This is a genomic window from Spirosoma sp. SC4-14, assembly GCF_037201965.1.
Taxonomy (GTDB): Bacteria; Bacteroidota; Bacteroidia; order Cytophagales; family Spirosomataceae; genus Spirosoma.
This window is the reverse complement of the sequence record NZ_CP147518.1, coordinates 684,295-709,270: the sequence shown is the minus strand read 5'-3', so window position 1 is coordinate 709,270 and position 24,976 is coordinate 684,295. Positions and strand designations below refer to the sequence as shown.

Genomic DNA, 24,976 nt, shown 5'->3' with positions numbered 1-24,976 from the left:
GTTCACTACTACCGTACCACCCGTTTCATCCAATTGCCCCATAGTAGGCCAACGCGTGCCGACAGCGTTGCATAAAGCAATGCACGCCCAAAACCCAGCAGAAAATCAGCAGTAGATTGTTTGAGCCAGGCCGGGTAGGCATATCGAAACTCCCAATCCGGCGGGCCGTCATAAGAAAGTGAATAGCTTAGGAAAAATCCATTGCGGGCATAAGGCGAGGTAAGCAGAAATTCGCCAAACGGCCACTGAACAAGCAGCAACACCAGCATGAAGGCTACGCCATACAAAGCAGCTAGCACCCAGTCGTTTAATTTACGTTTACTGACATTTGGTATTTCGAACCGATGCATCAGCCAGTCGATGGCAAAGCCCGGAATCACCAACAGTAGTGGAAACATAAACGGCTGATAATGCGTGACGGGATTCAGCACCGGTCCAAGGCGGGGTGTAGCCGGAAAAAACTGAAGAACCCAACAGGGTAAGGCCATTCCCAGCATGTATATGGCCGTAGCGGTTGTGATAGGCCAGCGCAGCAGTGAAGCCCGACCAACGGCCAGCAAATAAAACGGGAAAATAATAGCTGCGGTGGCATAATAACTCGAATGGTGCGATTCGTGTTTGCCTATCGATTCGGCCAGCATTGTTTGAAGCATCATCAGTAGCAAACCTGCCGAAATAGCGAATAGATACTTTAGACGGGTTGCCTGCCGACTGGCATTGATATCCAGTTGTATTGTTTGATTTCGAAAACGATTCTGTAAAGCCAGCACACCAACCATAGCCCCAAACTGTACGGTCATGATGCCAATGGCCAGAATAGTATGGGGCGGAGTCAGAATCTGGACATCGAGGCCGTAGGTGTTATGCCACCAATCATCAAATGGAGCCGATGTCAGCATGGCCAATGCGCCCCAAACGCTGAACATTGCGCCCAGTGGGCCATAAAATACACCCCAGAATGGCACAGCAGCCGAACGGCCAGGATGGTTTTTGCGGAGGGTAAGCGTTAGAATTTGATAGGCCGAAAACAATCCGGAGACAATCGCTCCGACATAAATAACCAGATGTGGTGGTGCAAACAGCCCATCGCGCCCAATAGTCAGATGCCACATAATGTCCCAGAGCAGCCCCATGACGACACAGAACGACGAGAATACGACAGCGTAAATGTAGACCGGAATACCCAGCCGCCAGTCCGTTGAGCGACCTAAGGCAGGCTGATGAGCCGATTGCAGGGAAGAGGGAACGACAGATTCCATAATCAAATAGAAAATACGTTTGTTGGCCAGGATAAAGATCCGAAAGTTACGTAATAGTTGCTTATTCTACCCAAAAACAGGCTCATGATACTATTGATCAGTATACACTAGCAATAGGTATTTTGCAAAAACGTCTCAATACCTATCCTTAAAAAGCCGTTATCGATAAGCGCTACTGAGCCAACGGGATACAGATCCGTTCATTTATCGCGTTATTTGCATACATAACGCATCCCAGTCTCCGTATTATGCTCCGTTTTGATTCATCGGCACGATTTTCCGTAAAGTTGCTCATTGTCGGCTTATGCCTGTTTATGAGCGCCTGTGTGCCCGACTTTCTATCAAGTTCGGATTGGGTGGTTATTGAAGCTGGCGAACACGAACCCATGCCCAAACGCAAGGTGGGACTACTGATCAGTCCGGCTCAGATAACCGCCGAGGTTACGTTCGACAGTAGCTGCATTTATGACATTGGCGCTGTTGATGCCGACGACTGGAATAAGGTAATTGGCCTCGGTTTTGTAGGCTCTAAAGACCAGCCGCTCGATGGCGTTCCACCGCATCAGGTCGACGGTGCACGGGTTGGCTGGCGCTGGAATCCTAAAACCGGCCGGATCGATCTGGGTGCCTACGCCTATGTAGAAGGACAACGCATCGACTTTAAAGTTGCCGAAACAGCCATCAATCAGCCCACACGACTGACTATCAAAATCGACTACGACCGTAAGGTTTATCAGGTACTCGGCGGTACGCCAATCCCATTCACCCACAACAAGTCGTTTGCCTACAGTACTGGGCTTTATTTTGGTGGTAATCAGCCAGCACCGCACCGTATTCGGGTAAAAATTGTCGATTAGCCAGCAATGACAATCGCTCCTCTCGACCTCATTTTGCTACTCGGTAGCGTTCAGGGGAGTATTCTGGCTGTATTGTTATGGGTTAATCCGAAAGGCAATCGATTATCAAACCGATTGTTAGCAACGCTGATTGGTTCGCTGGCGCTGATGAGCTTTGCGGTGGGTGTTCCAATTACCAGTCAGTGGATCAGCTTAGCAACTGAGCTGTTACCTTTTTTTCTGGCCATGTCCATTGGCCCGCTCATCTACTTCTATACTCAATCGGTGTTGAATCCTGCCTTCCGGCTCGGCCAGGCCGAAAAACGTCATTTTTATACGACGATTCTGGATATTGGCGCGCCACTTATTGGATGGACGTTTGTGATTGGGGCTCTGCTCGGCTTCATCCCAAGAAACGAAGGGCCGCACTGGGGCTATATTATGGACGAATACAATACCTATGTTGATATTCCACGCTGGCTCTCCGCTACGGTTTATCTGGCATTAACCAAACGGTTTTTGAATCAGCATCAGGCTTCCATTGAGGGCCAGCAGGGGCCACAGCTACGCTGGCTTCGGCAATTTATCAATGCCTTTCTGATCTTTCAGGTGATTTGGTTCATCCATCTGGTGCCTTATATTATTCCTTCGTTACGTGGCCCATTACTTGATCGGTTCGGCTGGTACCCAATTTACATTCCCATTGCTATCCTGATTTACTGGCTGGGTTTTAAGGGATACCTATACACACGTTCAGAAGCCGTTAATCCAGCTAATTCCCCCTCCAAAGCAGCCGGTTCTGATTTATCGCCCGAAATCATTGAGCAGGTTGTGACGGCATTGATCAAAGCGATGGAGCAGGAAAAACTATATCTGGACCCCGACTTAAGCGTCGATAAATTAGGCAAGCATCTGCAATTCCCGTCTAAACTGATTTCGGCCGTTCTGAATCAGCACATTCATAAAAACTTCAATGGATTCATCAATGAATACCGTGTGGAAGAAGTAAAACGGCGGGTTCTCGACCCTGCCAATGAGCACCTGACCTTAACCGGCGTCGCCTTCGAATCGGGATTCAACTCACAGGCTACTTTTCAGCGGATCTTCAAGCAACTGACGGGCGCGTCGCCGAGCGAGTATATGGCCCAACAAAAGAAAAAGTCTTCTCAAATCGGGATTTGAGAAGACCGGGCACTGTTTTTCATGCTGTTTTGGCCGAAAAACAACATTGCCATGCAACTATTCTTACGAATCGTTTCAATCGTAATTTTCTATTGCTTTACCCTTCCGGCCAATGCTCAGTCGGGCAGGACGATGGCTGAAAAAGTGGATGAATACTTCACCGTAGCGGCTCGTCATCATCGGTTCAATGGTACGGTGCTTGTTGCCAGACAGGGGCATATTTTTCTTCAGAAAGGCTATGGCTGGCGCAATGAAGCCGCGCAAACCCTCAACGATTCCAATAGCATTTACCAACTTGGCTCGATTACCAAAACCTTCACAGCCCAAGCCATTCTGCAATTACAGGACGAGAAAAAACTCTCGGTGAAGGATAACGTGAGCCAGTACTTACCCGATTATCCCAAAGGTGACCAGATCACAATTGAACAGCTTTTTGCCCATACATCCGGCATCTATGATTACAAAGGTGTTCTTTATTCGAAAGATAGCCTGGAATTTACCCGACCCGTCACAAAAGATCGCGTGCTGGCTACATTTAAAGACAAACCGTTGCAAAACAAACCGGGCGAACAGGTTAATTATACAAATTCCGGGTATTTTCTGCTGGGACTAATTATCGAGAAAGTAACCCGACAGCCATTTGAAACGGTTATCCGCAAACGCTTTATAGAGCCGCTCCACCTCACCCAAACGGGCTTCGATTTCATCAACCTAAAACGCCCTGAAAAAACAACCGGTTATACCTACTGGAAAGACTCGGTTCTGGTTGCCGTTCGTCCACTGGATTCAACGGCCGCCTATTCGGCTGGCGGTATGTATAGCTCGGTGGGAGACTTATACCGGTGGGCACAGGCTATCTTCACCAGTCAACTGCTGAAACCAGCTTCCCAGAAGCTTGCGTTCACAGCCATTAAACCGGGTAACTGGACGTATGGCTGGGGTGTAAATGAGTTTCAAAAAGGGAGAAAGCTGGTTTTCCAGAACGGAAACCTCCCCGGCTTTGCTACCTTTTTTGTCCTTATCCCGGAAGATAATACAGTCCTGATTATGCTTGCCAATGTCGATGACACCTCCGACGCTACCACGCTGGAGCCGATGCTGAAAGACCTGCTTTTTATCACGTACGGAATGCCTTATCAGCTACCATCTAGTTTTAAAACCGTTCCGGTTCGCGAGGCTGTGTTGAAAGATTATGTTGGTAAGTATCGGTTATCGCCCGACCGTATTCTGTCCATCACGCTCGAAGGTCGAAACCTGTTTCTACAGGTAACTGGCCAGCAACGATTCGAGATTTTCCCCTCCAGCGAAACCGATTTTTTTCTGAAAGCGGTAAACGCCCAGTTAACCTTCCAGAAAGATGCCAGCGGACGTATCACCCAGGTAATTGTTCATCAAAACGGCGATGTCGTCGCAAAGCGTTTATAAACACCCCCTTCTAATGAACTGAACTCGTGCGACTTACCCATATTTTTCTCTTTACGCTGTTCGCCTGCTCGCTTGCGGCCCAGCCCGTAACGGATACCCTCCAGACCAATGTTCTGCAACCCGCCGATATGCAGGCCGACTTTCGCTATTTCCGCCGTTTGCTCGAAGAAACGCATCCAGGCCTGTATCGTTATACACCCAAACCGGTTATGCAGGCTAAACTCGACAGTCTGGCCGGAACGCTAACCAAGCCGATGCCTTTCTATGATTTTTTTCGAACAATTGAGTCCCTCGTTGCCGACATTCGATGCGCACACACCCACGCGCTTCCGGCAAAAAACTGGGAAAGTCTGTTCAATAGCCATTGGAAAACCTTCCCTTTGTTTATGTTTCCCATCCAGAATCATTCCTATATTCTGTTCAACGGAACCGCCAATGAAACCATAAAACCCGGCTTTGAATTATTGCGTATCAATGGACATTCGATGGAGGCTATTCGGCAACGGTTGTTTCGCTATCATTGGGACGACGGCTATATCCAAACCTCAAAACAGGCTGTCATGCAAGGGCAGCTTTTCGCTCTGTTTTATTACTGGTTTATGGAGCAGCCCGATGTTTTTCATCTGACGCTTCGGAAACTAACGGGCGATACCATTCAGGTTGACGTACCGGCCCAGCCATTTACAACCTCCCTGCGCTTCTACAAAAAGAATCCGGTCAACAAACAGATGATTGGCTGGTATGGCAAAAACGCAAAACATCCGTGGCGGTTATCATTTCCTAACGATATGCCGCGAACAGCCTTGTTACGCCTGGACAGCTTTGGGGGCGAAGGGGCCAAAAACAGCGACGAAGCCGTAGTACTATTCCGGGCGTTCATGGATAAGGCCATGCGTCAGCTTGCGAAAAAAGGAATCCGCAACCTAATCGTTGACCTGAACAACAATCCGGGCGGTTGGGATAGTCAGGGAATCGAACTGTTTTCCTATCTGATGAAATCAGATTCGGCCGCTGCCTATTATGAGCGACAATATAGCGTGACCGACAGTTCGGAATTCATCCAGTTTTCGGATTTATCGGAACAAGATCGGAAAAACGTTAAAAACGAACTTATTCCTGAATCGGACGGCACATTCACGCTGAAACAGGGTGATGTGGGCCGTGGTCCCAGACGGTATTTACCCAAGCCCAATCGATTTCGGGGTCAGGTTTATATTTTTATGAATGGCCGGAGCGCGTCCACGGCATCGGAGTTTCTGGCCGTTGCCCATGCCAATCGGGTAGGTGTGTTTCTGGGCGAAGAGTCGGGGGGCGCTTATGAAGGCGGCAATGGTGGTAGTTTTATTCATCTCGAACTCCCACACTCAAAAATCTACGTCGGCAGCCCATTGCTGTATTACCACAATGCCGTTGGTGAAGTTACGAAAAAAGGGCGGGGTACTATGCCCGACTATGCCCTGGACATTACGATCGACGATGTATTAAACCACACCAATAGTCGACTGGATTTTGTAAAGAAATTGATTCTGGAAAACTAGGTTTCTGACAGGATTAACAGGATCAACTAGGTTTACAATCAGCAATACCCAGAGAATCTTGTCAATCCTGTAAATCCTGTCAGAAAAAACCGTTTGGCGCTTGCGGATGTTATGGTCGAACAATCATTTTCCTGCCTATGGCCGCCTATCAACCTCTGCACGACTGGAACGTTTCGCCCGCCGAAGCCGTCGCTCTACAGCAGCAATTGCGCTCGCAGATACGAATCGAACCACTACAAAAAACACCCAGAACGATTGCAGGCTGCGATATTTCGTTCAATAAGTTTGAAGAGACGGTCTACGCTGGCATTGTAGTGCTGAATCTGGAAACGCTCGAAACCATTGACGAAACGGGCGTAATCAGTACGGCGCCCTTTCCGTATATCCCTGGTCTGCTGTCGTTTCGCGAAATTCCGTCGTTGCTGCAAGCCTGGGCAAAGCTCAAAACGGAACCCGATGTTGTGATGTTCGATGGACATGGTACGGCCCACCCGCGCCGAATTGGCATTGCGTCGCACGCGGGGCTTTTTCTGAATCGGCCAACGTTCGGTTGTGGCAAATCGGTACTGGTCGGCAAATACGACGAGCCAGCGCCCGAACGGGGTTCATGGTCCCCCATGCGACACTACGGCGAGGTAATTGGTGCTGCCCTGCGAACGAAAAACAAAGTGAATCCGGTCTATGTATCGCCCGGTCATCTGATCGATCTGGAAACGGCTATGGCACTTACCCTTCAGTGCGACGGTGGCTACCGCATTCCCGAACCGACACGGCGCGCCCACAATCTGGTAAATGCTCTGCGCCGGGGAGAACGGGTTGACCTTTCAAACTAATGTACTTTTCTCCTTGCCCCTTGTTAAAGCACTTTTTTCATCATGACATCGGTTTGTTCATCTTCGCCTAATTTGAAAACATGTTTGTCGAAGGCAACAAATCCATTCTTTTCATAAAACCGTATCGCTTTGGGATTCTCTTCCCATACACCCAGCCAGATATAGGTCTTTTTTTGACGTTGAGCAATTTCCAGTGCTTTCTCATAGAGAAGCTGTCCTACTTTTTTGCCATGATAGCTACTCTTTACATAAATACGTTCAATTTCGAGAGAGGCTTCGTCCTGTAGTTCTGTTTGGCCTTTACCAACATTTACTTTCAAATAACCAATAGAGCTTTCACCGTTTAAGGCAATATAAAATAGCGAATCTGGGCTGCTTAGTTCAGACTTTACTTTTTCGTCACTAAAGTTTATCTCCAGATAGGTCTTCATATCCGCTTCTGTATTGCTTTGAGCAAACGTTTCGAAAAAGGTTTCTTTGCCAATAAGCTGTATGGTTTCGAAATCGCCGATAGAGGCTTTTCTTACTATTATCTGTTCCATTTCAACGTAGTAAAACGGCGCAAACTTATCCACAAACCAGACCATTGGCGTAGTCCAGTTTCTCTAAAATGGATAGTCCAATCGGGAAGCGTATTGCCACAATAAAACCCCTACCGATTCGCTGTTGTACACGGCATATGAACGTCAGTAACTATTTTCCTCCAGTTTCACCTTTCCCCGGAATGTCCAGAAAACAAAAACCGTATAGGTTGCTACCAGCGGCATTCCGATAAACGCAAACAGTAACATAGTCCGTAACGAAGCATCCGACGAAGCGGCTTCATAGATGCTGATGTGGCCCTTTGGATCAACGTTCGATAGCACCAGATTTGGGTACAGACCCATTGCAAACAGAATTAGTAACAAAGCCGTCGTAATCGACGACGACACAAAGCCGCGCCGGTACTGCCGTTTCTCGATACTCCGGCGAATGTTCAGCACAATCAGTACGGCTGCAATCGGCAACACAAATAGCTCCGGGTAATTCTTAAAAATAGCGATCATGTGCGGTATATAAATCAATGTTGCCATCGACGTCGCCATAAAGCAAAGAATAAAAAACTTGCTGCTGTTGTTGGCAATAATGGTCAGGCGGGCAAAAATGCGGTCTTCGGTTTTCATGATCAGATACATGGCACCATGCATCATAAACAGCGATAGTACCGTAACCGATACCAGCAGAGCATACGGATTGAAAAAATCGCGCAACCGACCGACAAACCGATGGTTGGCATCCAGCGGAATTCCCTGAATCAGATTACCCAGAATAAGCCCTAACAGGAGCGAAATCAGGATGCTCGACACACAAAAGCTAACATCCCACAACTGCCGCCACCATTTCATGGTCTCTTTACTCCGAAATTCAATCGAAATAGCCCGCAGGATGATAGCTACCAGAAACAACATAAACGGCAGATAAAACACGGATAGCAGCGTGCCATATACGAGCGGAAAAGCTGCAAACAACGACCCAGCCCCAATAACCAGCCAAACCTCATTGCCATCCCAAACCGGCCCGATGGCGTTGAGTGCAATCCGGCGGCTTTCTTCTTTGCGAAAAAATAAATGCAGCGCACCAGCTCCCAAATCGAATCCATCCAGAATGCCGTATCCGCTAATTAGCGCACCAATCAACAAAAACCACCACGTAGGCAGGTCAATTCCAAGAACTGTATCCATAAGTATTAAGTGATTGAGCGAATGAGTGATTGAGTGAATATTGTCGTCAGTTATTCACTCAATCGCTCATTCGCTCAATCTCTAATTAAAGGAGAAAATGACGGGTTCATGCGTGACGATGGCTCTTCCTGATCGGAGTCGATCACGTCGGGACCATGTTGAATTTTCTTGTTCAGCAAGTACAAAAACAGGCCAAAAAGCATCACATAGATGAATGTAAACAAGAGCAATGAGGCCAGCACATGCTCGGCTTTTACGGCTTCCGACAAAGCCGTCGACGTACGGAGCAAGCCATATACAACCCAGGGCTGTCGGCCTACCTCAGCCGTATACCACCCCACCTGATTGGCAATCTGCGGCAGCAGTACCGAGAAAACGAAAACTATCATTAGCCAGCGTGTTTCAAAGAGTTTTTTCCGATACAGCATAAACAAACCGAACAGTGAAAGCGCAATCAACATCATTCCAATAGTCACCATCAGGTGGTATGACTGAAACACAAAATTGACGGCTGTAGGTCGATCTTCGGGTTTAATACTGTTGAGGCCGGGAATGGGGGCCTTGAAATCCTGATGAACCAGAAACGACAAGCCACCCGGAATTTTCAGCCCTGTGGTTTTCTGCTGCTTCGCATCCACCCAACCCATGATGTACATATCGGCGGGCGATAGCTTATCAAAATGGCCTTCCATCGCTGCCAGCTTAGCCGGTTGATATTTTGTGACGACTTCGGCCGATTGATGCCCCGTAAACAACTGCGCCAGCGACGACACAGCCGCTACCCAAAGTGCGATTCGAAAAGCCGCCTGTGCATGAGCCAGATATTGTTTTTTGAGAATATACCAGGCACTAACACTTAAGACCAGAAAGGAACCGGCCAGCAAAGCACCGATCAGCACATGCGAATACCGCTCAATCGACGACGGATTGAAAACCATATCCCAAAAGTTGGTCACAATGGCACGAGCTTTCATCCCTTTGCCCTCGATGCGATAGCCCGAAGGCGTTTGCTGCCACGAGTTAGCTACCACAATCCAGAGCGCCGAAAAAATAGACCCAAGCGCAACCAGAATCGTTGCCGTGAAGTGTACGCGCGGACTAACCTTGTTCCAGCCAAAGAGCAGAATACCCAGAAAAGCGGATTCGAGCGCAAAGGCAAAGATACCCTCGGCCGCCAGCGCCGATCCGAAAATATCGCCAACATAGCGCGAATAAACAGCCCAGTTCGTGCCAAACTCAAACTCCATAACGATGCCCGTAGCAACGCCAATTCCGAAAATAAGCGCAAAAATCCTGACCCAGAATCGGGTCAGTTCTTCATAGACTTTATTGCTGGTTTTCAGATACAGCCCTTCCATCGCTACCAGACACACACCCAGGCCGATGCTCAGGGGTGGATAGATGTAATGAAACGCAATGGTGAACGCAAACTGGATGCGGGAGAGTAATTCGACATTGTCCATAACTGTAACGATAGCGGGGACAGATCGCCGTGGTCGCAGACAGGCAGTGCGATAGGGGGCGAACAAGGCGAGAAAACTATCGCCCGAAAGGTACAACCAGAAGCCGGTTCAGCCGCACTTCCACGAGTATTTTTCCTGACTAATTATACCATGATTTATTCTCTGGTAAGCAACAAACCATTACATTCAATAAAGTAATGACTTAATCCAACTCCCTGTGCAACCACGCCACCATCACTCGCTTTCCCATCAGCTCCGAAACTATGGCATCGCGTTCTATCAGACCCAGCGAAATGCGTTTGTGGTGATCGTAACGCTGCTTGTTGCCTTCTATGTACTGAACGTCCCCGACCAGGCTGCCGACATGATCAATGCCGTTATCGACGGGGGCATTTTTAGCCGACTCTTTCAATATATTTTGCTCAGTACGCTCGTCTGGAGCTGGGTCGTATATGGCAGCACCCGCATGATTCTGCATATTTCGCCGGTTGGTTTACGGATGAACCGGGAATGCGATCTGCTGCTTCGGTGGTTACCTAAACTTGGCGGCATTATTCCTCCCCTCATTCTGGCTTATGCCTTCTGGGAACCCACTCGCTGGCACCCCTATCTGCTCCTGATCGAAAGTGGCCTTATGCTGGTGCAGTTTCTGTTCGTCGAGAAAAACGTTCCGGTATTTGCCCTACCTGACAAATGGCGGTTTTCGGATCGATATACGAGTTTGCGGCAGGATATTCGTGCTCTCTGGCGAAATCCACTGGGAGGTTTGGTCGTATCATCGGGTTTGCTGATGACCATTCTGCTGATTGCGCTGTTTAGCCTTCCAATCAACTGGGGAATTGCCAGTTGGCTGCGCCCCACGGCGGTTATTATTTTCGGCATAGCCTTGTATACCTTCTGGGGAAGTCTGGTCGTGTATTTCAACGATTACCGATACCGCCCGCTTGTAGGCATGTTTTTTATCTACCTGATTGTTATCAGTGCGTTTAACGATAATACGGCTGTTCGGCAAGCCGACGGCCCATCCATACCAGCCCTTTCGAAGCGGCCAACCGTTGACGCGCATTTTGCACAATGGGTAGCCACACGGCGTCAGGAATCGGGCGATACCATTCCACTGGTGCTGGTTGCGGCCGAAGGCGGTGGCATTCGGGCGCTGAACTGGACCGCCGAAACGCTTATCCGGCTCGACTCCATTATTCCCGGCTTTAGTCGCCATGTGTATGCGCTCAGTGGCGTATCAGGCGGTGGCGTTGGAACCGTGTTTTATACAGCTTTTCTGCGCGATGTAGCCGAACTGGACCGAACAAAGCGATTCGAGCAATTTCGCAAGGTCATCCGCGACGATTATCTGTCGGCCGTATCGTCGGCACTACTGTTTCCCGAAGCTGTTCAGCGGCTTATTCCGGCCCCCATACCCGCGCTCGAACGCGCCAAATGGCTCGAAGATGCCTGGGCTGTCTCTTATCGAAACAACCTGGGTTTAAAGACGCTTGACTCTTCACTTACTCAATTGTATCAAACGCCTAACGGCTATAACTACAACTTACCATCGCTGTTGCTAAATGGAACGCTGGCCGAATCGGGACAAAAAATCATTACATCGAACCTGCAACTCGATACCCACTATTTTAAGAATGTGCTATCGACACTCGACATTGTCGGAACCGATGTTCCGCTCAAAACGGCTGCGTCGCTATGCAGCCGCTTTCCGGTTGTTACCAATGGAGGTTTAATTGAAAAAGATACCGTTCTCGGCAATGGCACTAAAGCTACATTCAGCGGGCACGTGGTCGATGGAGGCTATTTCGACAATTCGGGCGTTGAAACCTGCATTCAGTTACTGAACAATCTGGTTCCTTCGATCCGGCGGCTGGACACTGCTGAGCACGTTACCGTTCTACCCTATATTCTGTTCGTACAGAATAGCAACACCATTGGCAGTATCCCTCAAAAGCGGTCTACGCTACAGGAAATTCAGATACCGCTGCTTGCCTTTTTCAATGCCTGGGACAACGGGTCCGTAACGCGCGACAACATGTTCAACTCGTTTATGGATCGATTTGCCAATCCCAAAACCAATTATATTACGCTTCGGCTGGCCTACAACGACAAATACCCGCTCGGCTGGTTCATGTCCGACAGCGTAGCCCGAAGCATCAGCCGGCAAGCCAAAGATTCGATTAGCCTGAAAAACCAGCAACTCATCACGCTAAAAAGTGCCTTTGGCCGACTAGGTGTGAAACGAATGGCGAAATAAATGATGTAGGCTCCGGGAGAAATTCCCAATTTGTACCTTAGCGACCTAACCAAGTAAATAAGCGAATAACCCATTCAGGCTCACCAAATGAACAGTTCATTAATTCGCTCATTCACTAATTTATAAAGTTTTGTATGAACCTCCGCATCAATGGCCGCATCTGGCTCGAAACGGTTTCGGCCGAAGGCCCCGAACGGTTTATGGGTATCGGCCGACTCGAATTGCTTGGCCATATTAAGGAGACTGGCTCCATCAACCAGGCGGCCAAAGCTATGAATATGTCCTACAAACGCGCCTGGGAACTGGTTCACTCCATGAATACGCAAGCCGAAACACCGCTCGTAACGACCCAGACCGGTGGTGAAAAAGGTGGTGGTACGATTGTTACACCCGAAGGCGAAAAATACCTCAATCACTATCGGGGTTTACAGGAACGCTTTCAGGCGTTTATGGCCGCTGAATTGAGCAGGTTACCGGTGTAGTTCATCTCTTATTGACAACCATTACGGTTTCCCAGTCAGTTGACTAAGAACCGTTTGAATCCGTCGATCGTAGTCTTCAATCTGCTTATCATAGATGTGCGTTGTATCGGTAAGTGAACGTTCTAACAGCTTAAAGCTATTGATTCGCAGTGTACTATATTGGCGCAGCAACTTGTTCCGCCGACGATAGTCATCGGGCAGTTCGAGTTTATCGGCTTCATCGAGTACATCGATAGCCTGTTTCCAGGCAACGACTCCCCGCTCATCTATGGCTTTGGCGACTCCTGCGGCCGATGTATTACGCGGTAACTGAAAAACCGACATGGCCTGTTTTTCCAGATTCCCAAATCGCTCCATAAGCCGGTCATAATCGCCAAGTGGATTTGGTGTGGTTGTATACAGAGCCACCGCCAGCCCAATAACGATTAGTGGCGGAATAAACATAGGCCATAGAGTTCGGCCAGTGGTTCGGCTCGGGTGCAGAGTAGCGTAGTAGTAGGCATAGCCCAATAACACCCCCGCCAGTAAACCGCCAATATGGGCGGCATTATCGATTCCAGCCTGCAAGCCAATCATCAGGTTATAACCCATAAAAACCAGCACACTTCTCAGTAGCGAACGTCGTGTTTCGGCATCAAGCCAATTGGTTGTCAACAAAGCAAAGAATACGCCATATAACCCAAATATAGCACCCGAAGCACCCGCCCCCAGCACAACATCGTGCCACCACAGACTCGCCACGCTTCCCAGCAATCCGGCCGTCAGATACACAACCGTAAACTGTCGACTCCCCAACACGGATTCAATCACTATTCCAATCTGCATCAACGCATACATGTTGAACAGCAAGTGAATAATGCCAATATGCAGAAAACAATTGGTCAGCAATCGCCAGGGCTGACCGCCCAGCGTCAATGGTGTATAATTGGCTCCCCAGCGAATAAGCGCATCACCGGCAGGCTGTAAAATATTAACACCCGTTAAAGCCATCAATATAAAAACACCTACGTTTAGCCAGATCAGTACGGGTGTGACTATATACCCCGGCGCGGGTTTAAGCAAATCGAGTGGGTTAGACTTCTCGGAGGTTGGCGTTTCGGATGTATATTCGCTTTGCTCACCTTGCACCCGAAAATCAGTATGATCAGTTTGCGAAGCTCCGTTTTGTTGTTGTGGTTCCTCCGATTTAGGCGATTCAGGCAATTCGTTATTCATGCGCGTTGGCGGGATTGGCAAGAAGCAATTAGGCTGGCAATATACTAATGCAAACGACCTGATTAATGAGCAATTCAGATTAATTGCTCACTAATCAGGTCGTTTCTGAGTATGCTGTTTTTATTTCTTAGCCGTATACATCACCCGCCAGACTTTACCTTTAACGGAGTCCGTAATATATAACGATCCATCGGGGCCTTCGGCCAGGCCCATTGGCCGGGCTTTCGCATCGCCGGGACTAGCCAGGTCAAGTTTCCCGGCATTAACGTCGGTACCGGGCTTACCCTGCTCAGCAACGCCGGCAAAGTTTTCCGCAAATACTTCGTATTTACCCGACGGACGACCATCTTTCCCAAATGGGATAAAAGCGACAAAATAACCACCCTGATTCAGCGGAGCCCGGTTCCATGACCCGTGGAAGCAGACGAAGGCCCCATTTTTGTAGCGAGCCGGAAAGGCGTTTGCGCCCGTACCCGTGTAGAACAGCAGATCGTTGGGTGCCCAGTGGCCCGGAAACGCCATAATGGGTTTGTCTTTACCCGCACAACGGTCTATTTTGGTACCGTCGCCACCGTATTCAGGTGCCAGAAATTTCTTGTTCTTGTAGTGATCATTATAGCAATAAGGCCAGCCAAAGTCGGACCCTTCTTTCACCATCAGAAACTCTTCGGAGGGTAGCTCAGCGCTTACTTCATCGGTAAACACGCCCCCCCAGTTGTTGAGGTTGTCGCGACCATGCTGCAACGCATAGAGTGTATTGGTCGATTTGTTCCAGTCGAGAGCCACCGCATTGCGGATACCCGTTGCATAGCGCTTTCCATCCGATTGCTTCTGGTTCAGCTTGTTGGCATCGAAGACCCAGATACCAGCATAATTTTCCAGCAGCGGGCAGGGGTCCATCCCTTTCGAGCCTTTCTGCCGGTCTTTCTCCTGGCAGGCATTTGAGGGAGCACCAAAGTTTACGTACAACTTACCACCAGGAGAAAGAGCGAATGATTTACCAGCATGTTGCCGCTGAAGCGTCAGATTTACAACAATGGGTTCGGCAGGGGTCGTGTCCAGCACTTTACCGTTGGTTAACTTATAGCGGTACACCGACGTATCGGACGACGCATATACATAACCGTTGTAAATACCCATGCCGGTTCCGGGGTAGTTACCAAACATAACTGTCTGATCGGCCCGGCCGTCGCCATCGCTATCAATCAATTCGACATTGCCTTTGCCATCTTTCAGCCGTTCCAGCTTCACAAAAACTACCCCTTCTTTGTCGACTGCAATATGACGGGCCTTACCCAGATTATCGGCAAAAACCAGTGCGCCAAAACCATTGGCCAGTTTGATACCTCCATTGTCGGGATCGGGGGCTGGCAGCGCCTTTTTACTGACCGATACGTTTGCCTTCGTTGATTTTACGGGCGGAACCGAATTCCACCCGGCCAGCGCAACCGTAGCGGTCAGGGCCAGTAAGAGAAACGTTGATTTCATAATAGAAATAGGATTGAAGGAAGTGTTACCATTCGTGTTAACGACACGTTGTTTACAAAAGTTTTTGGCTTCGGTTAGCATTGGATTACTAATTTGCATCATGAGCAATGAACCATTGAGCTGGGCCGATTTCGAAAAAGTTGAAATTCGCACCGGCACCATTTTGTCGGCAGAACCATTTCCGCAGGCCCGTAAACCAGCCTACAAACTGATCATCGATTTTGGTAATTTCGGTACTCGGCGAACATCGGCCCAAATCACAAAGCTCTACCGACCCGACGAGTTAGTTGGCAAACAGGTAGTAGCCGTCGTGAACTTTCCTCCGAAACAAATTGCAACATTCATCAGCGAATGTCTGGTGTTGGGAGCGGTTGCTGCCGATGGCACTGTCACCCTGCTCCAGCCCGAACGCTCAACAGAAAACGGCCTTCGAATCGGTTGAGTTCTCACCATTGCACTTAGAAATTTGTTAGTATCGCATTCATTCTATACTACTCATCCGAATAAACAGGCGGTAGTTCTTACTAAAGCCTCAGAGAGTCAGAAGCTACCGATTCAAGATGTTTGTGCTGATCGATGAAAATCCCGAATGAGCAGAACCGTAAAAAAGATCCTTTTCATTCGAATGCTTTATTTTCGTTCTACCCATATGAAAATCCCATTCCTGACGTTCCTTTTCGCTTTTTCGATACTTATACCAGCTCTGGCCCAGCGAACCGACGAAACCGGACACTATCGCACCGTTCCTATCCCGGCTCATTTGCTACCCATCGAACGCACGGCAGGCTCGTCGTTGGGGACGGTCTATTTCTATGGTGGCAAAAAACTATCATCGCCTTTTGCCCTCGAAGTACCTTTCTACGAACTCAACGATCCCACGGTCAATCACCATTTCAAAACATTCCGTACCCTAACAACATTGAGTCGACTGACTTCGCTGGCCACACTGGCCTATGTTCTATTTAGCAAAAACGGCTCAAATAGTACATATTGGATCGTTTATGGTTCTTCGATTGGAGCATCGTTAACCTTTCTGGCTATTGGAAGTGGGCATGTAAATAAGGCCGTTACCCGCTATAACGAAATGCTCCGGCAACCACGTGTTGGTATGTCGGTGGCGCCCATCCCTTTAACCGGCAGTCAGGCCATTGGCGTTGGGGTAGCCTACAGGTTCTGAAAGATTAAAATAAGATGAATCAATCGGCCGGAGCAGGTGTTAAGATTAACAAACCATCCTGTTTAGTATGAAATGACATTTCCGTTCCGGGCAATGCAGAAACCGCCGATCGAGTCTTATTTTCAGGAGCACTTTTCGGCCGAAAGTTTAAAGCGTGAAGTTCAGCGGGCCAGTGTTCTGTCGGCGCTTTTTCTGTTTGCCACTATTGTTCTGGCACTGATACAGCCTTTTTTACAGACCGAAGATCTCAAGTACTTGCCCCAGCCTGTATTACTCACCATTACGCCCTATTTTGTGGGAATGAGTGTTTATGAGGTAGGTATCCGACGGCTCCTGAAACAACAACTGGAACGCCATCAGGATTTGCCTACCCTGTTCAAGTTTGGGAATGCCACCTTCGAAATTACGTCCATTTCGTTCATTTTGCTGATCGTGTCGCGGCATATGTACGATTCGTTGCTGGTTCTCAACAGTCCACTGGCTTACATCTATCTGTTTTTCATTATTCTCTCGACACTCCGACTGAATTTCTGGCTATCGGCCTACACCGGGTTTATTGCCGGTCTCGAATATATTATCCTCTATTTTCTGATTTCGAAACCCGAACTCCAGAAGCCTTATCTGGAAGTCGATCTGTTTATCCACCTGCCCACCATGTTTTTTGCCAAAGGAGCTATGCTCATGCTGGCAGGGGTGGCAGCCGGTTACGTTTCGCGTCAGATTCAGCTAAGCATCACCGATACCATACGGGCTACCGAAACCGAACAACAGGCCGTTACCCTGTTTGGCCAGCAGGTATCGCCCGAAATTGCCCGTGCTGTGCTGGCTCAGAAGGGTAATTACAAAAGCCATCATATGCGCGTGGCGGTAATGTTTCTGGATATTCGCGATTTTACCAACTATGCCAGCCACCACACCGCCGAAGAAGTGATGGACTATCAGAACACCTTCTTCGGCATCATTATCCGAATCGTTGAACAATACCGTGGTGTTGTTAATCAGTTTCTGGGCGATGGCTGTATGATTACCTTCGGTGCTCCGGTCGAAGTAGAAAACCCGGCCGAGGTTGCCGTGGAAGCTGGTTTTATGATTCTTACAGCCCTACAGGAAGCCGTAGGGCAGGATATGATGATTCCGACAACCATTGGAATCGGTATTCATATTGGCGATGCCGTTGTGGGCAATATTGGCACCGAAACGCGTCAGCAGTATTCGGTCACGGGCAATGTGGTTATTCTGGCCGCCCGTATCGAACAACTCAATAAACCCTTCCAGACCCAGTTTCTGGTATCAAAAGAAGTATTTGATGCACTAACAACTCCGCCCGAAACCGCCCGTGCGCTCGGTCCAACGGTTGTGAAAGGCGTCGATGAACAAATTGAGCTGTATCAGTTGGTGTAGTCATTTTCCTGTTGGTGATGAGCTAATGCCTAGCCTGGTCTGACCAGGCCGAGGATTAATGACCAATTAACCAATATCTAACGCCCAACCGCTAAAAAAAGAAGCCGACCCGCAGCATCGGGATGCCATTTTCGCGGGATTTGGCATAGAGCAGCGAAATAACGGCTGTGTTGTAGGGCGATAGCCAGATACCTCCACCATAGCCATGATGCCACACATTGGATTTTTCGCCATCGACCCATACCCGACCAATGTCGTTGAAGGCCAATATACCCGCATAGGCCGGAAACAGATAGGTTTTTATCGTAAACAGGCGCATTCGTAAGTCAAGATTATGATAGAAAGCGCTCTCACCCGCAAACCGTGTCCGCCGAAAACCTCGCAGATTGGTCAGTCCACCGAGTGTGCTGGCCTGAAAAAACTCGAAATTATCGCTCAGGTTAAGGCTCGTGCCCACTCGGGTGGCAATGGTCAGAATAGCCGGTAGCCGAATGCTGGCATAAAACGACAGATCGGACTGCAACTGTGTAAACGACTTCGACTGATCGTTCAGACCACGATAGGCCGTTAGCGAGGTATGCCAGCGCAACCCACGGGTAGTTAGCAACGGATTGTTGCGCGTATCGACGGTAAAACCGGCTTTCAGTCCACCATAGAGGAACGAATCGAACAGATGTTTTCCGTCGGGAATGCTTTGCGCATATTCCTGAATAAATTTTCGCTGCCCTTCTTCCACCTCAATACGCTCTATAGATGGGCCGTAATAAAACGTCGCCTTACCCAGTTTGTGCTGCAATAGCGTATTCAAGTTCCAGTTTTCGAACCGAACCCGATAGTAGTTAACGCCCTTTTCTTTGTTAAATACCGTTTCGTTACCAATCCCAAAAAAGTTCTGTACAAAGTTGGGTGCCTTGATGTCGGCATTGATCAGCAAATCGGCTTTGCCAAGTAAGTCGGTAAATGTGCCGTCGTAATGAAAACTGTAGGCTTCGGTAGCAAAGGCATGATTGGCCGTAATCCGATGCTGCTGCGCAAATGGTGTTTTACGAAATCCCTGCGTTCGGCGCAAAATACCACCACCAATAAACAACCCGTCGTCGGGGTTAGCCTGTACCGTAACCAGCGGCATGGTCAGGTTGTAGCGAAAAGCGGTTCGGTCATACTTATTTACGGCTTTGTTGTCCGACAACCGGCTTCGCGTTTCGGAGCCGCCCAAAATGGTTGTATTTTTCCGCAGATCATACACCCATGTTTTTCGCGAACAACCGCGCACCGACGAGCTATCGGTGATGAGATCGTCGCCTTTACCGCCAATTATCCGCACCAGACTACCCTTAGGCGCTGTTCCATGCACCACAAACTGATCGTCGCCACCAAGTCCATATAGCCGGATTTCCTTCGTTTCGGCCGGATCGAAAGTACGTTTGTAAAGCTGCAGCGTCGGCTCATTTTTTTTGTTGAGCTTAAAAACAACCACCTCTGTTTTTCCATCTGGTTGTCGGGTCAGTTCGAAACGTTCTTCCTTATCGCTGCCAACTACATCGACGTCCTTCGCCAGAAACTGGTACTGCTCGTCGGCATAGCGGACTAAGTCGGCCCGCCGTTGCTTCAGTTTGGCAGCAATGGTTTCGGCCGTTAGTGTCCGCGATGGTTCGGGCAGATGATTCAGCGATTCTTTTATCACCTCGTCGGTCATCAGCCGTTGCAGCGTATCGGCCATTGCCAGCCAATCGGTCCGATCGGGTTCGTTCAGGAACGAACGGTCGAAAAACCGGGCGTTGTTGTTGAAACCCGGCACGTAGCGGATTTTGTAATCGAATCCCTGAATTTTCGGCATCAGCCAGCGACGGCTTACGATTTTGGGCAAAATGCCTTCGTTAACGAAAAAAGCCTGATCGCGGTCGCGCGGAACGGGCTCAAACCGTAGTCCTTTATCGGTTTTGAAACTAGCCCACCGCCATTGGTCGTCGTGCCGGTCCCAGTCGCCAATCCACATATCGAACAGCCGCGCCCGCAGCACCGCCATCTGGTCGACCCGGTTGTCGTTATCATCCTTCAGTTTATCGAGCAGCTTCGGTGTGCTATACAGTTTTGTTGTGTTACCAAACAGACCGGTCCCTTTGTAGTTACCATCGGCCCGTTCTTCCATAAGCATCAGCGTATTGGCAAACATATGCTGATAATCGCCAAGTGAGGTATCATTAGGCGTTGCGACCAGTCGCGGATTGGCATGGTACACGCCAGCCGCTTCGGCCAAAGGAGCCACGGCCAATGCCCCAAATGGGTGCGAGGCCGAAATCTGATCCTGCACCAGATCGTTGGCCAGACCACTTCGGAGCGATGCTGGAATGGCTTTCTCAGGGTATTTTTCGACGGAACGAATTGCAAATTCGTTCTTTTCGGGATCAACCAGCCGCAGCGATAGTGTTTGCATCCCCCCCCCGCGTTCGGTTGGAACCAGCCCTTCTCTTTTCAGATTCAGAACCGGTACCGTAACCGGACTCGTCCAAACGTCGCGGTAGTTGGCTCCGAGCCAGAATCGCTTTCCACGTCCGGCAGCATAACCCGCACCGGGCGTAATGCGTAAGCTGTCGGGCTGTTTCTGTACACTACCCGTCTGGCGATTAGTGGGCTCGGGCCGAAGCTGCGTCGTTGTCTGGTAAAGCAGTTCGCCCGTTGGGTTCTGTTCATTGGGCGTAAAGAATGAAATCGTGAGTTGATTACCGGGCCCAAAATCCAGCCGCGTAAAGCCTCTTTTTTCGGCAGCGAACAGCGATTCACGGGCTTTTTTTACGGGTGTATGTTTTGATCCGCTACCGCTCGTCAGGTAAAGCAGACTATCGCGCTGAATCAGTTGCATATTATGGTCGTGCCCGTTGGTATAAATCAGGTTCCGGTATTTTTTCAACACATCGACCATACCATTACGCAATTCGCGATAGACCGGATTAGGCAAATCCTGCAAACTACCGAAAACCGACCGATAGATGGGGTAAATTGACCCAATAACCGGCAACGGAATATAGAGCCCTTCCCGAATAGCCGTCAGCGGAAACAAGTGATCCTTAAACGTATAGTAACCGCCATGTTCGCCGTGGCTATACATCGGATGGTGCCCGGCCACCACCACGCGCCGATGCCGGTTCCGGTACAGAATGTCGTCGAGTTGCGTCAGAAAATCGGGGAGTGTTTTAGCACTACAGTCCGAATCTTCGCCGGGCTTATCCCACGGATGAAGCCAATACTGTGTATCCATCAACACAAGCGTAAGCGAATCCGACAAGGGCAATTCTACTGGCCCCGGACACCCATCGTTCGGGAAAAACACATCATCGCGGCCCATATATTGCCGCACAAATTCCTGCTGGTTTTTAATTCGTTGCCAGCCCTCCCGATGGCTTTTATCCCAGTCGTGATTGCCGGGAATGGCAAAAATTCGCCCACCAAATGCAGTTCGCAGGTCGAGTTGTTCACGCATTCGCCGTTCAGCATCGGCCCGGCCAGGATCGGCCCGGCCAGGATGGTCGGCGTCGGGCATACCAAACTGGTAGATATTATCGCCAAGCAGAATCAGCGAACTGTTGGGGCCAGCCATTTGTAGCTGAGCGCGAAGCGTATTCAGAATAGGATCACGCCCGTCGGGCAGGGGTGCTCCGGCATCGCCCAGCAGGAAGATACTGTACGATTTCTGAGCTGATACGGGTTCTGCCCCAATCAGTAAACCAATGATTATCAATACAGGAATGAACAGGTAACGAAGACGCATAGAAAGAGGGAATTTACCAGACAGCCATCTGGTATACTCGAACAGCTATTAGCAGATTGAGGTTCAGGAGCATAAGCAACGAACAAAATTAACCAGCCTACGCAACGGATTCCATTTTTTATTCGTTACCTTGTAGCTTACCGGCAAGTATAGCAAAACAAACTGTATGATTGCTCAGGAAACCACGCTGCTTCATCAAACCCGCGTTTACGCCGAAACGTTGCTTAAGCAGCTTCCATTAGATTATACGTATCATAACCTGAGCCATACGCAGGCTGTGGTAAACTTTGCCAATGAGATTGCAGATCACGAAAGATTGTCTGATACCGACCGGGAAACGGTATTGATTGCTGCCTGGCTACACGACATTGGCTATATTGAAGGCTGCACCGAACATGAACATAGTGGAATCGACCATGCCCGCCCTTTTCTGAACGAGCATGGTATGTCGGCCAAACGCATTGATGAGGTTGTAGCCTGTATCGAAGCCACTAAAATGCCGCAGTCGCCCAATGGCAATCATCTGGCCGAAATTCTTTGCGATTCCGATCTGGGGCACCTCGCCACCAGCGATTTTGTGGATCGTAGTGAAGAATTACGGCAGGAATTGAAACGCACTGGCAACAAGATCAGCAAGAAGAAATGGCGTAAGAAAACAGCCGGTTTTCTGGAAAGCCACCACTACTTTACCGAATACGGGCAAACCATTCTGGCACCGCGCAAAGCCGCCAACCTCGACATTCTGCGTCGGCAAATTGAGGAAGATGGCGAAGATGAAGAAGATGCCAAACCCCATAAGCAGGAGAAACCCAAACCCGAAAAACAGGCTAAACACCTCGATCCGGTGAGTCAGGTATTCGACATGCCCACGGCCAATCCGAAACCCCGAAAACCCGAACGGGGCGTAGAAACCATGTTCCGACTAACGTCGCAGAACCACTTTCAGTTGAGTTCAATGGCCGATACTAAGGCTAACATCATGATTTCGATCAACACGATCGTTATCTCACTGGTGGTAAGTATCCTGATTCGAAAGCTGGAAGAATGGCCGCTGCTTACCGTTCCAACGGTCATTTTCACAATAACCAGTGTTGTGGCAACGGTGCTGGCCGTTCTGGCAACCCGCCCGAACGTAACGAGCGGCTTGTTCAGCCGCGAAGACATCGAAAACAAAAGTGCCAATCTGCTCTTCTTCGGCAACTTCTACCGCATGGAATTATCGGATTATGAGTGGGGAATGCGCCGGATGATGGACGATGCCGATTTCCTGTATTCGAGCATGATCCGCGACATTTATTTCCTGGGCAAAGTGCTCGGCCGCAAATACAAACTTCTGCGCTGGTCGTATTCGGTGTTTATGTTCGGGCTGATCGTATCGGTCATTGCCTTTGGCCTGGCTGCTTATATGAGCCGGTAAATCAGGCGTTTGGCATAAACGCCCATTCCTGAAATAATCGTTGGCAAACAGTGCTATTAGAAGCGCAAACTAGGCTGGTTTGCGCTTTTTTGTTAGCTTCGCTATCTCAATCATCAAACTCATGCAAACCAAATCGTTACTTCCTTTCTTTGTTGCCTCTTTTCTTGCTTCTCCCTTCTTAAACGCCCAAACCATCATTAACCGCGACCCGCAGATTGCCGATCTGGTTAGCCAGATCTCGGCCGATAGTTTGCAGGCACATATCAACGGACTGGTTAGCTTCGGCACACGCCACACGCTCAGCGTTCCGATGAATGCAGCTGACCAGCCCGGCAAAAAAGGACTTGGCGCGGCCCGTCAATGGATTCTGGGCAAATTCAATCAGTATGCAAAACAATCGGGCGGCCGAATGACGGCTACGCTCGATACATGGACACTCCAGCCCGACGGTCGGCGGGTCGATAAACCGGCCAATATGGGTAACGTAATGGCTACGCTGAAAGGTACCGATCCCAACGATGACCGCATTTTTATCGTGCAGGGCCACATGGACAGCCGCGTTTCCAATGTGATGAACCGCGAATCGGACGCACCGGGCGCTAACGACGACGGCTCAGGAACTGCTGCCGTTATTGAACTATGCCGGGTGATGAGCAAATCGTCGTTTCCGGCAACCATCATTTTCGTTACGCTGACGGGTGAAGAGCAGGGGCTGCTGGGCGCTGAGCATCTTTCGGAACGGGCCGTCAAGGAGAAATGGAACGTAGAGGCCGTTCTGAACAACGACATTATGGGTAGCAACAACAGCAGCGATACCCGCATCATCGACAACACGCGCCTTCGGGTTTTCAGCGAAGGATTGCCCTCCAGCCTGCTGAAAGACACCACCGGACGAATTGGTCAGATTCAGCGGTTTGGGAACGAAAACGACGGCAAGGCCCGCACGCTGGCCCGCTATCTGAAAGAAATCGGCGAACGGTATGTCGAAAACCTGGAAGTGGTGATGGTTTACCGCAACGACCGCTACCTGCGTGGTGGCGACCATACGCCCTATGTGCAACGTGGCTTTGCGGCCGTGCGCCTAACCGAAATGAACGAAAACTACGAGCACCAACACCAGGATTTGCGCACCCAGAATGGTATCGAATATGGCGACTATCCGAAGTTTATGGATTTCGACTATCTGCGTAAAAACACGGCCGTTAATCTGGCTACCCTGGCTAATCTGGCTAAATCGCCAACGGTACCGCAGAATGTGACCGTCGATGTTCGGAACCTGACCAACTCAACGGCGCTCTACTGGCAGGCCCCTAAAGCGGGCAAAGTGAAAGGGTACTATGTATTGATGCGCGAAACCTACTGGCCTTTCTGGCAGAAGAAGTTCTTCACCACCAAACTCGGTATGACGCTTCCGTTCTCGAAGGACAATTATTATTTTGCTGTTCAGTCCGTTAGCGAAGATGGCAACGAAAGTTTGCCGGTGCTGCCTGTTCCGAATTTGCGGTAAATGCTT

19 protein-coding genes are annotated in these 24,976 nt (G+C 49.4%); 12 read left to right on the top strand and 7 right to left on the bottom strand.

Going from position 1 to position 24,976, the window contains the following annotated elements; translation table 11 throughout:
- Positions 1–8 precede the first annotated feature (8 nt).
- Positions 9–1,259 (bottom strand): hypothetical protein, encoded by a 1,251-nt coding sequence (locus WBJ53_RS03000; RefSeq protein WP_338874565.1) that lies wholly within the window; start codon positions 1,257–1,259, stop codon positions 9–11.
- Positions 1,260–1,507: 248 nt separating this feature from the next.
- On the opposite strand from WBJ53_RS03000, the gene WBJ53_RS02995 reads away from it, so the two are divergent.
- The 5 genes from WBJ53_RS02995 to nfi all read left to right on the top strand — a co-directional run bounded on the left by WBJ53_RS02995 (position 1,508) and on the right by nfi (position 7,073).
- Positions 1,508–2,116, top strand: coding sequence for a hypothetical protein (locus tag WBJ53_RS02995; protein WP_338874564.1), 609 nt, complete (start codon positions 1,508–1,510; stop codon positions 2,114–2,116).
- A gap of 6 nt (positions 2,117–2,122) precedes the next feature.
- A complete protein-coding gene (locus WBJ53_RS02990; protein WP_338874563.1) occupies positions 2,123–3,277 on the top strand; it encodes a helix-turn-helix domain-containing protein in 1,155 nt (384 codons plus the stop codon).
- A gap of 51 nt (positions 3,278–3,328) precedes the next feature.
- A complete protein-coding gene (locus WBJ53_RS02985; RefSeq protein WP_338874562.1) occupies positions 3,329–4,702 on the top strand; it encodes a serine hydrolase in 1,374 nt (457 codons plus the stop codon).
- Positions 4,703–4,728: 26 nt separating this feature from the next.
- Positions 4,729–6,240, top strand: a complete 1,512-nt coding sequence (locus WBJ53_RS02980; RefSeq protein WP_338874561.1) for a S41 family peptidase — start codon at positions 4,729–4,731, stop codon at positions 6,238–6,240.
- A 137-nt stretch (positions 6,241–6,377) separates the two neighbouring features.
- Positions 6,378–7,073, top strand: coding sequence for a deoxyribonuclease V (gene nfi / locus WBJ53_RS02975; RefSeq protein WP_338874560.1), 696 nt, complete (start codon positions 6,378–6,380; stop codon positions 7,071–7,073).
- A gap of 23 nt (positions 7,074–7,096) precedes the next feature.
- Here nfi and WBJ53_RS02970 read toward each other — a convergent pair whose 3' ends face one another.
- The 3 genes from WBJ53_RS02970 to WBJ53_RS02960 all read right to left on the bottom strand — a co-directional run bounded on the left by WBJ53_RS02970 (position 7,097) and on the right by WBJ53_RS02960 (position 10,257).
- Positions 7,097–7,615, bottom strand: coding sequence for a GNAT family N-acetyltransferase (locus WBJ53_RS02970; RefSeq protein ID WP_338874559.1), 519 nt, complete (start codon positions 7,613–7,615; stop codon positions 7,097–7,099).
- A 144-nt stretch (positions 7,616–7,759) separates the two neighbouring features.
- The gene (gene cydB / locus WBJ53_RS02965) at positions 7,760–8,794 is read right to left on the bottom strand and encodes a cytochrome d ubiquinol oxidase subunit II (RefSeq protein ID WP_338874558.1); all 1,035 of its coding nucleotides are present in this window, start codon (positions 8,792–8,794) and stop codon (positions 7,760–7,762) included.
- A 74-nt stretch (positions 8,795–8,868) separates the two neighbouring features.
- Positions 8,869–10,257, bottom strand: coding sequence for a cytochrome ubiquinol oxidase subunit I (locus tag WBJ53_RS02960; protein WP_338874557.1), 1,389 nt, complete (start codon positions 10,255–10,257; stop codon positions 8,869–8,871).
- Positions 10,258–10,474: 217 nt separating this feature from the next.
- Here WBJ53_RS02960 and WBJ53_RS02955 point away from each other — a divergent pair, with 217 nt between their 5' ends.
- Positions 10,475–12,517, top strand: coding sequence for a hypothetical protein (locus tag WBJ53_RS02955; protein WP_338874556.1), 2,043 nt, complete (start codon positions 10,475–10,477; stop codon positions 12,515–12,517).
- 134 nt (positions 12,518–12,651) lie between these two features.
- A complete protein-coding gene (locus WBJ53_RS02950; protein ID WP_338874555.1) occupies positions 12,652–12,999 on the top strand; it encodes a LysR family transcriptional regulator in 348 nt (115 codons plus the stop codon).
- Between the two features lie 21 nt (positions 13,000–13,020).
- Here WBJ53_RS02950 and WBJ53_RS02945 read toward each other — a convergent pair whose 3' ends face one another.
- Both WBJ53_RS02945 and WBJ53_RS02940 read right to left on the bottom strand, forming a co-directional pair.
- Positions 13,021–14,214 carry a rhomboid family intramembrane serine protease gene (locus WBJ53_RS02945; protein ID WP_338874554.1) on the bottom strand — a complete coding sequence of 398 codons (1,194 nt, stop codon included), beginning with the start codon at positions 14,212–14,214 and terminating at the stop codon, positions 13,021–13,023.
- Positions 14,215–14,334: 120 nt separating this feature from the next.
- Positions 14,335–15,702: a PQQ-dependent sugar dehydrogenase gene (locus tag WBJ53_RS02940; RefSeq protein ID WP_338874553.1), complete on the bottom strand. Its 1,368-nt coding sequence runs from the start codon at positions 15,700–15,702 to the stop codon at positions 14,335–14,337.
- A 100-nt stretch (positions 15,703–15,802) separates the two neighbouring features.
- Between WBJ53_RS02940 and WBJ53_RS02935 the strand changes: the two genes are divergently transcribed.
- From WBJ53_RS02935 to WBJ53_RS02925, 3 genes are all read left to right on the top strand, one after another.
- The gene (locus WBJ53_RS02935) at positions 15,803–16,144 is read left to right on the top strand and encodes a tRNA-binding protein (protein WP_338874552.1); all 342 of its coding nucleotides are present in this window, start codon (positions 15,803–15,805) and stop codon (positions 16,142–16,144) included.
- Between the two features lie 207 nt (positions 16,145–16,351).
- Positions 16,352–16,879, top strand: coding sequence for a hypothetical protein (locus WBJ53_RS02930; RefSeq protein ID WP_338874551.1), 528 nt, complete (start codon positions 16,352–16,354; stop codon positions 16,877–16,879).
- Between the two features lie 72 nt (positions 16,880–16,951).
- Positions 16,952–18,280, top strand: a complete 1,329-nt coding sequence (locus WBJ53_RS02925) for an adenylate/guanylate cyclase domain-containing protein (protein WP_338874550.1) — start codon at positions 16,952–16,954, stop codon at positions 18,278–18,280.
- Positions 18,281–18,371: 91 nt separating this feature from the next.
- On the opposite strand, the gene WBJ53_RS02920 is transcribed toward WBJ53_RS02925, so the two are convergent.
- Positions 18,372–22,046, bottom strand: a complete 3,675-nt coding sequence (locus tag WBJ53_RS02920) for a BamA/TamA family outer membrane protein (RefSeq protein WP_338874549.1) — start codon at positions 22,044–22,046, stop codon at positions 18,372–18,374.
- A 166-nt stretch (positions 22,047–22,212) separates the two neighbouring features.
- On the opposite strand from WBJ53_RS02920, the gene WBJ53_RS02915 reads away from it, so the two are divergent.
- Both WBJ53_RS02915 and WBJ53_RS02910 read left to right on the top strand, forming a co-directional pair.
- Positions 22,213–23,463 (top strand): Pycsar system effector family protein, encoded by a 1,251-nt coding sequence (locus WBJ53_RS02915; protein ID WP_338874548.1) that lies wholly within the window; start codon positions 22,213–22,215, stop codon positions 23,461–23,463.
- Positions 23,464–23,584: 121 nt separating this feature from the next.
- A complete protein-coding gene (locus WBJ53_RS02910; protein ID WP_338874547.1) occupies positions 23,585–24,970 on the top strand; it encodes a M28 family metallopeptidase in 1,386 nt (461 codons plus the stop codon).
- Positions 24,971–24,976: the final 6 nt, after the last annotated feature.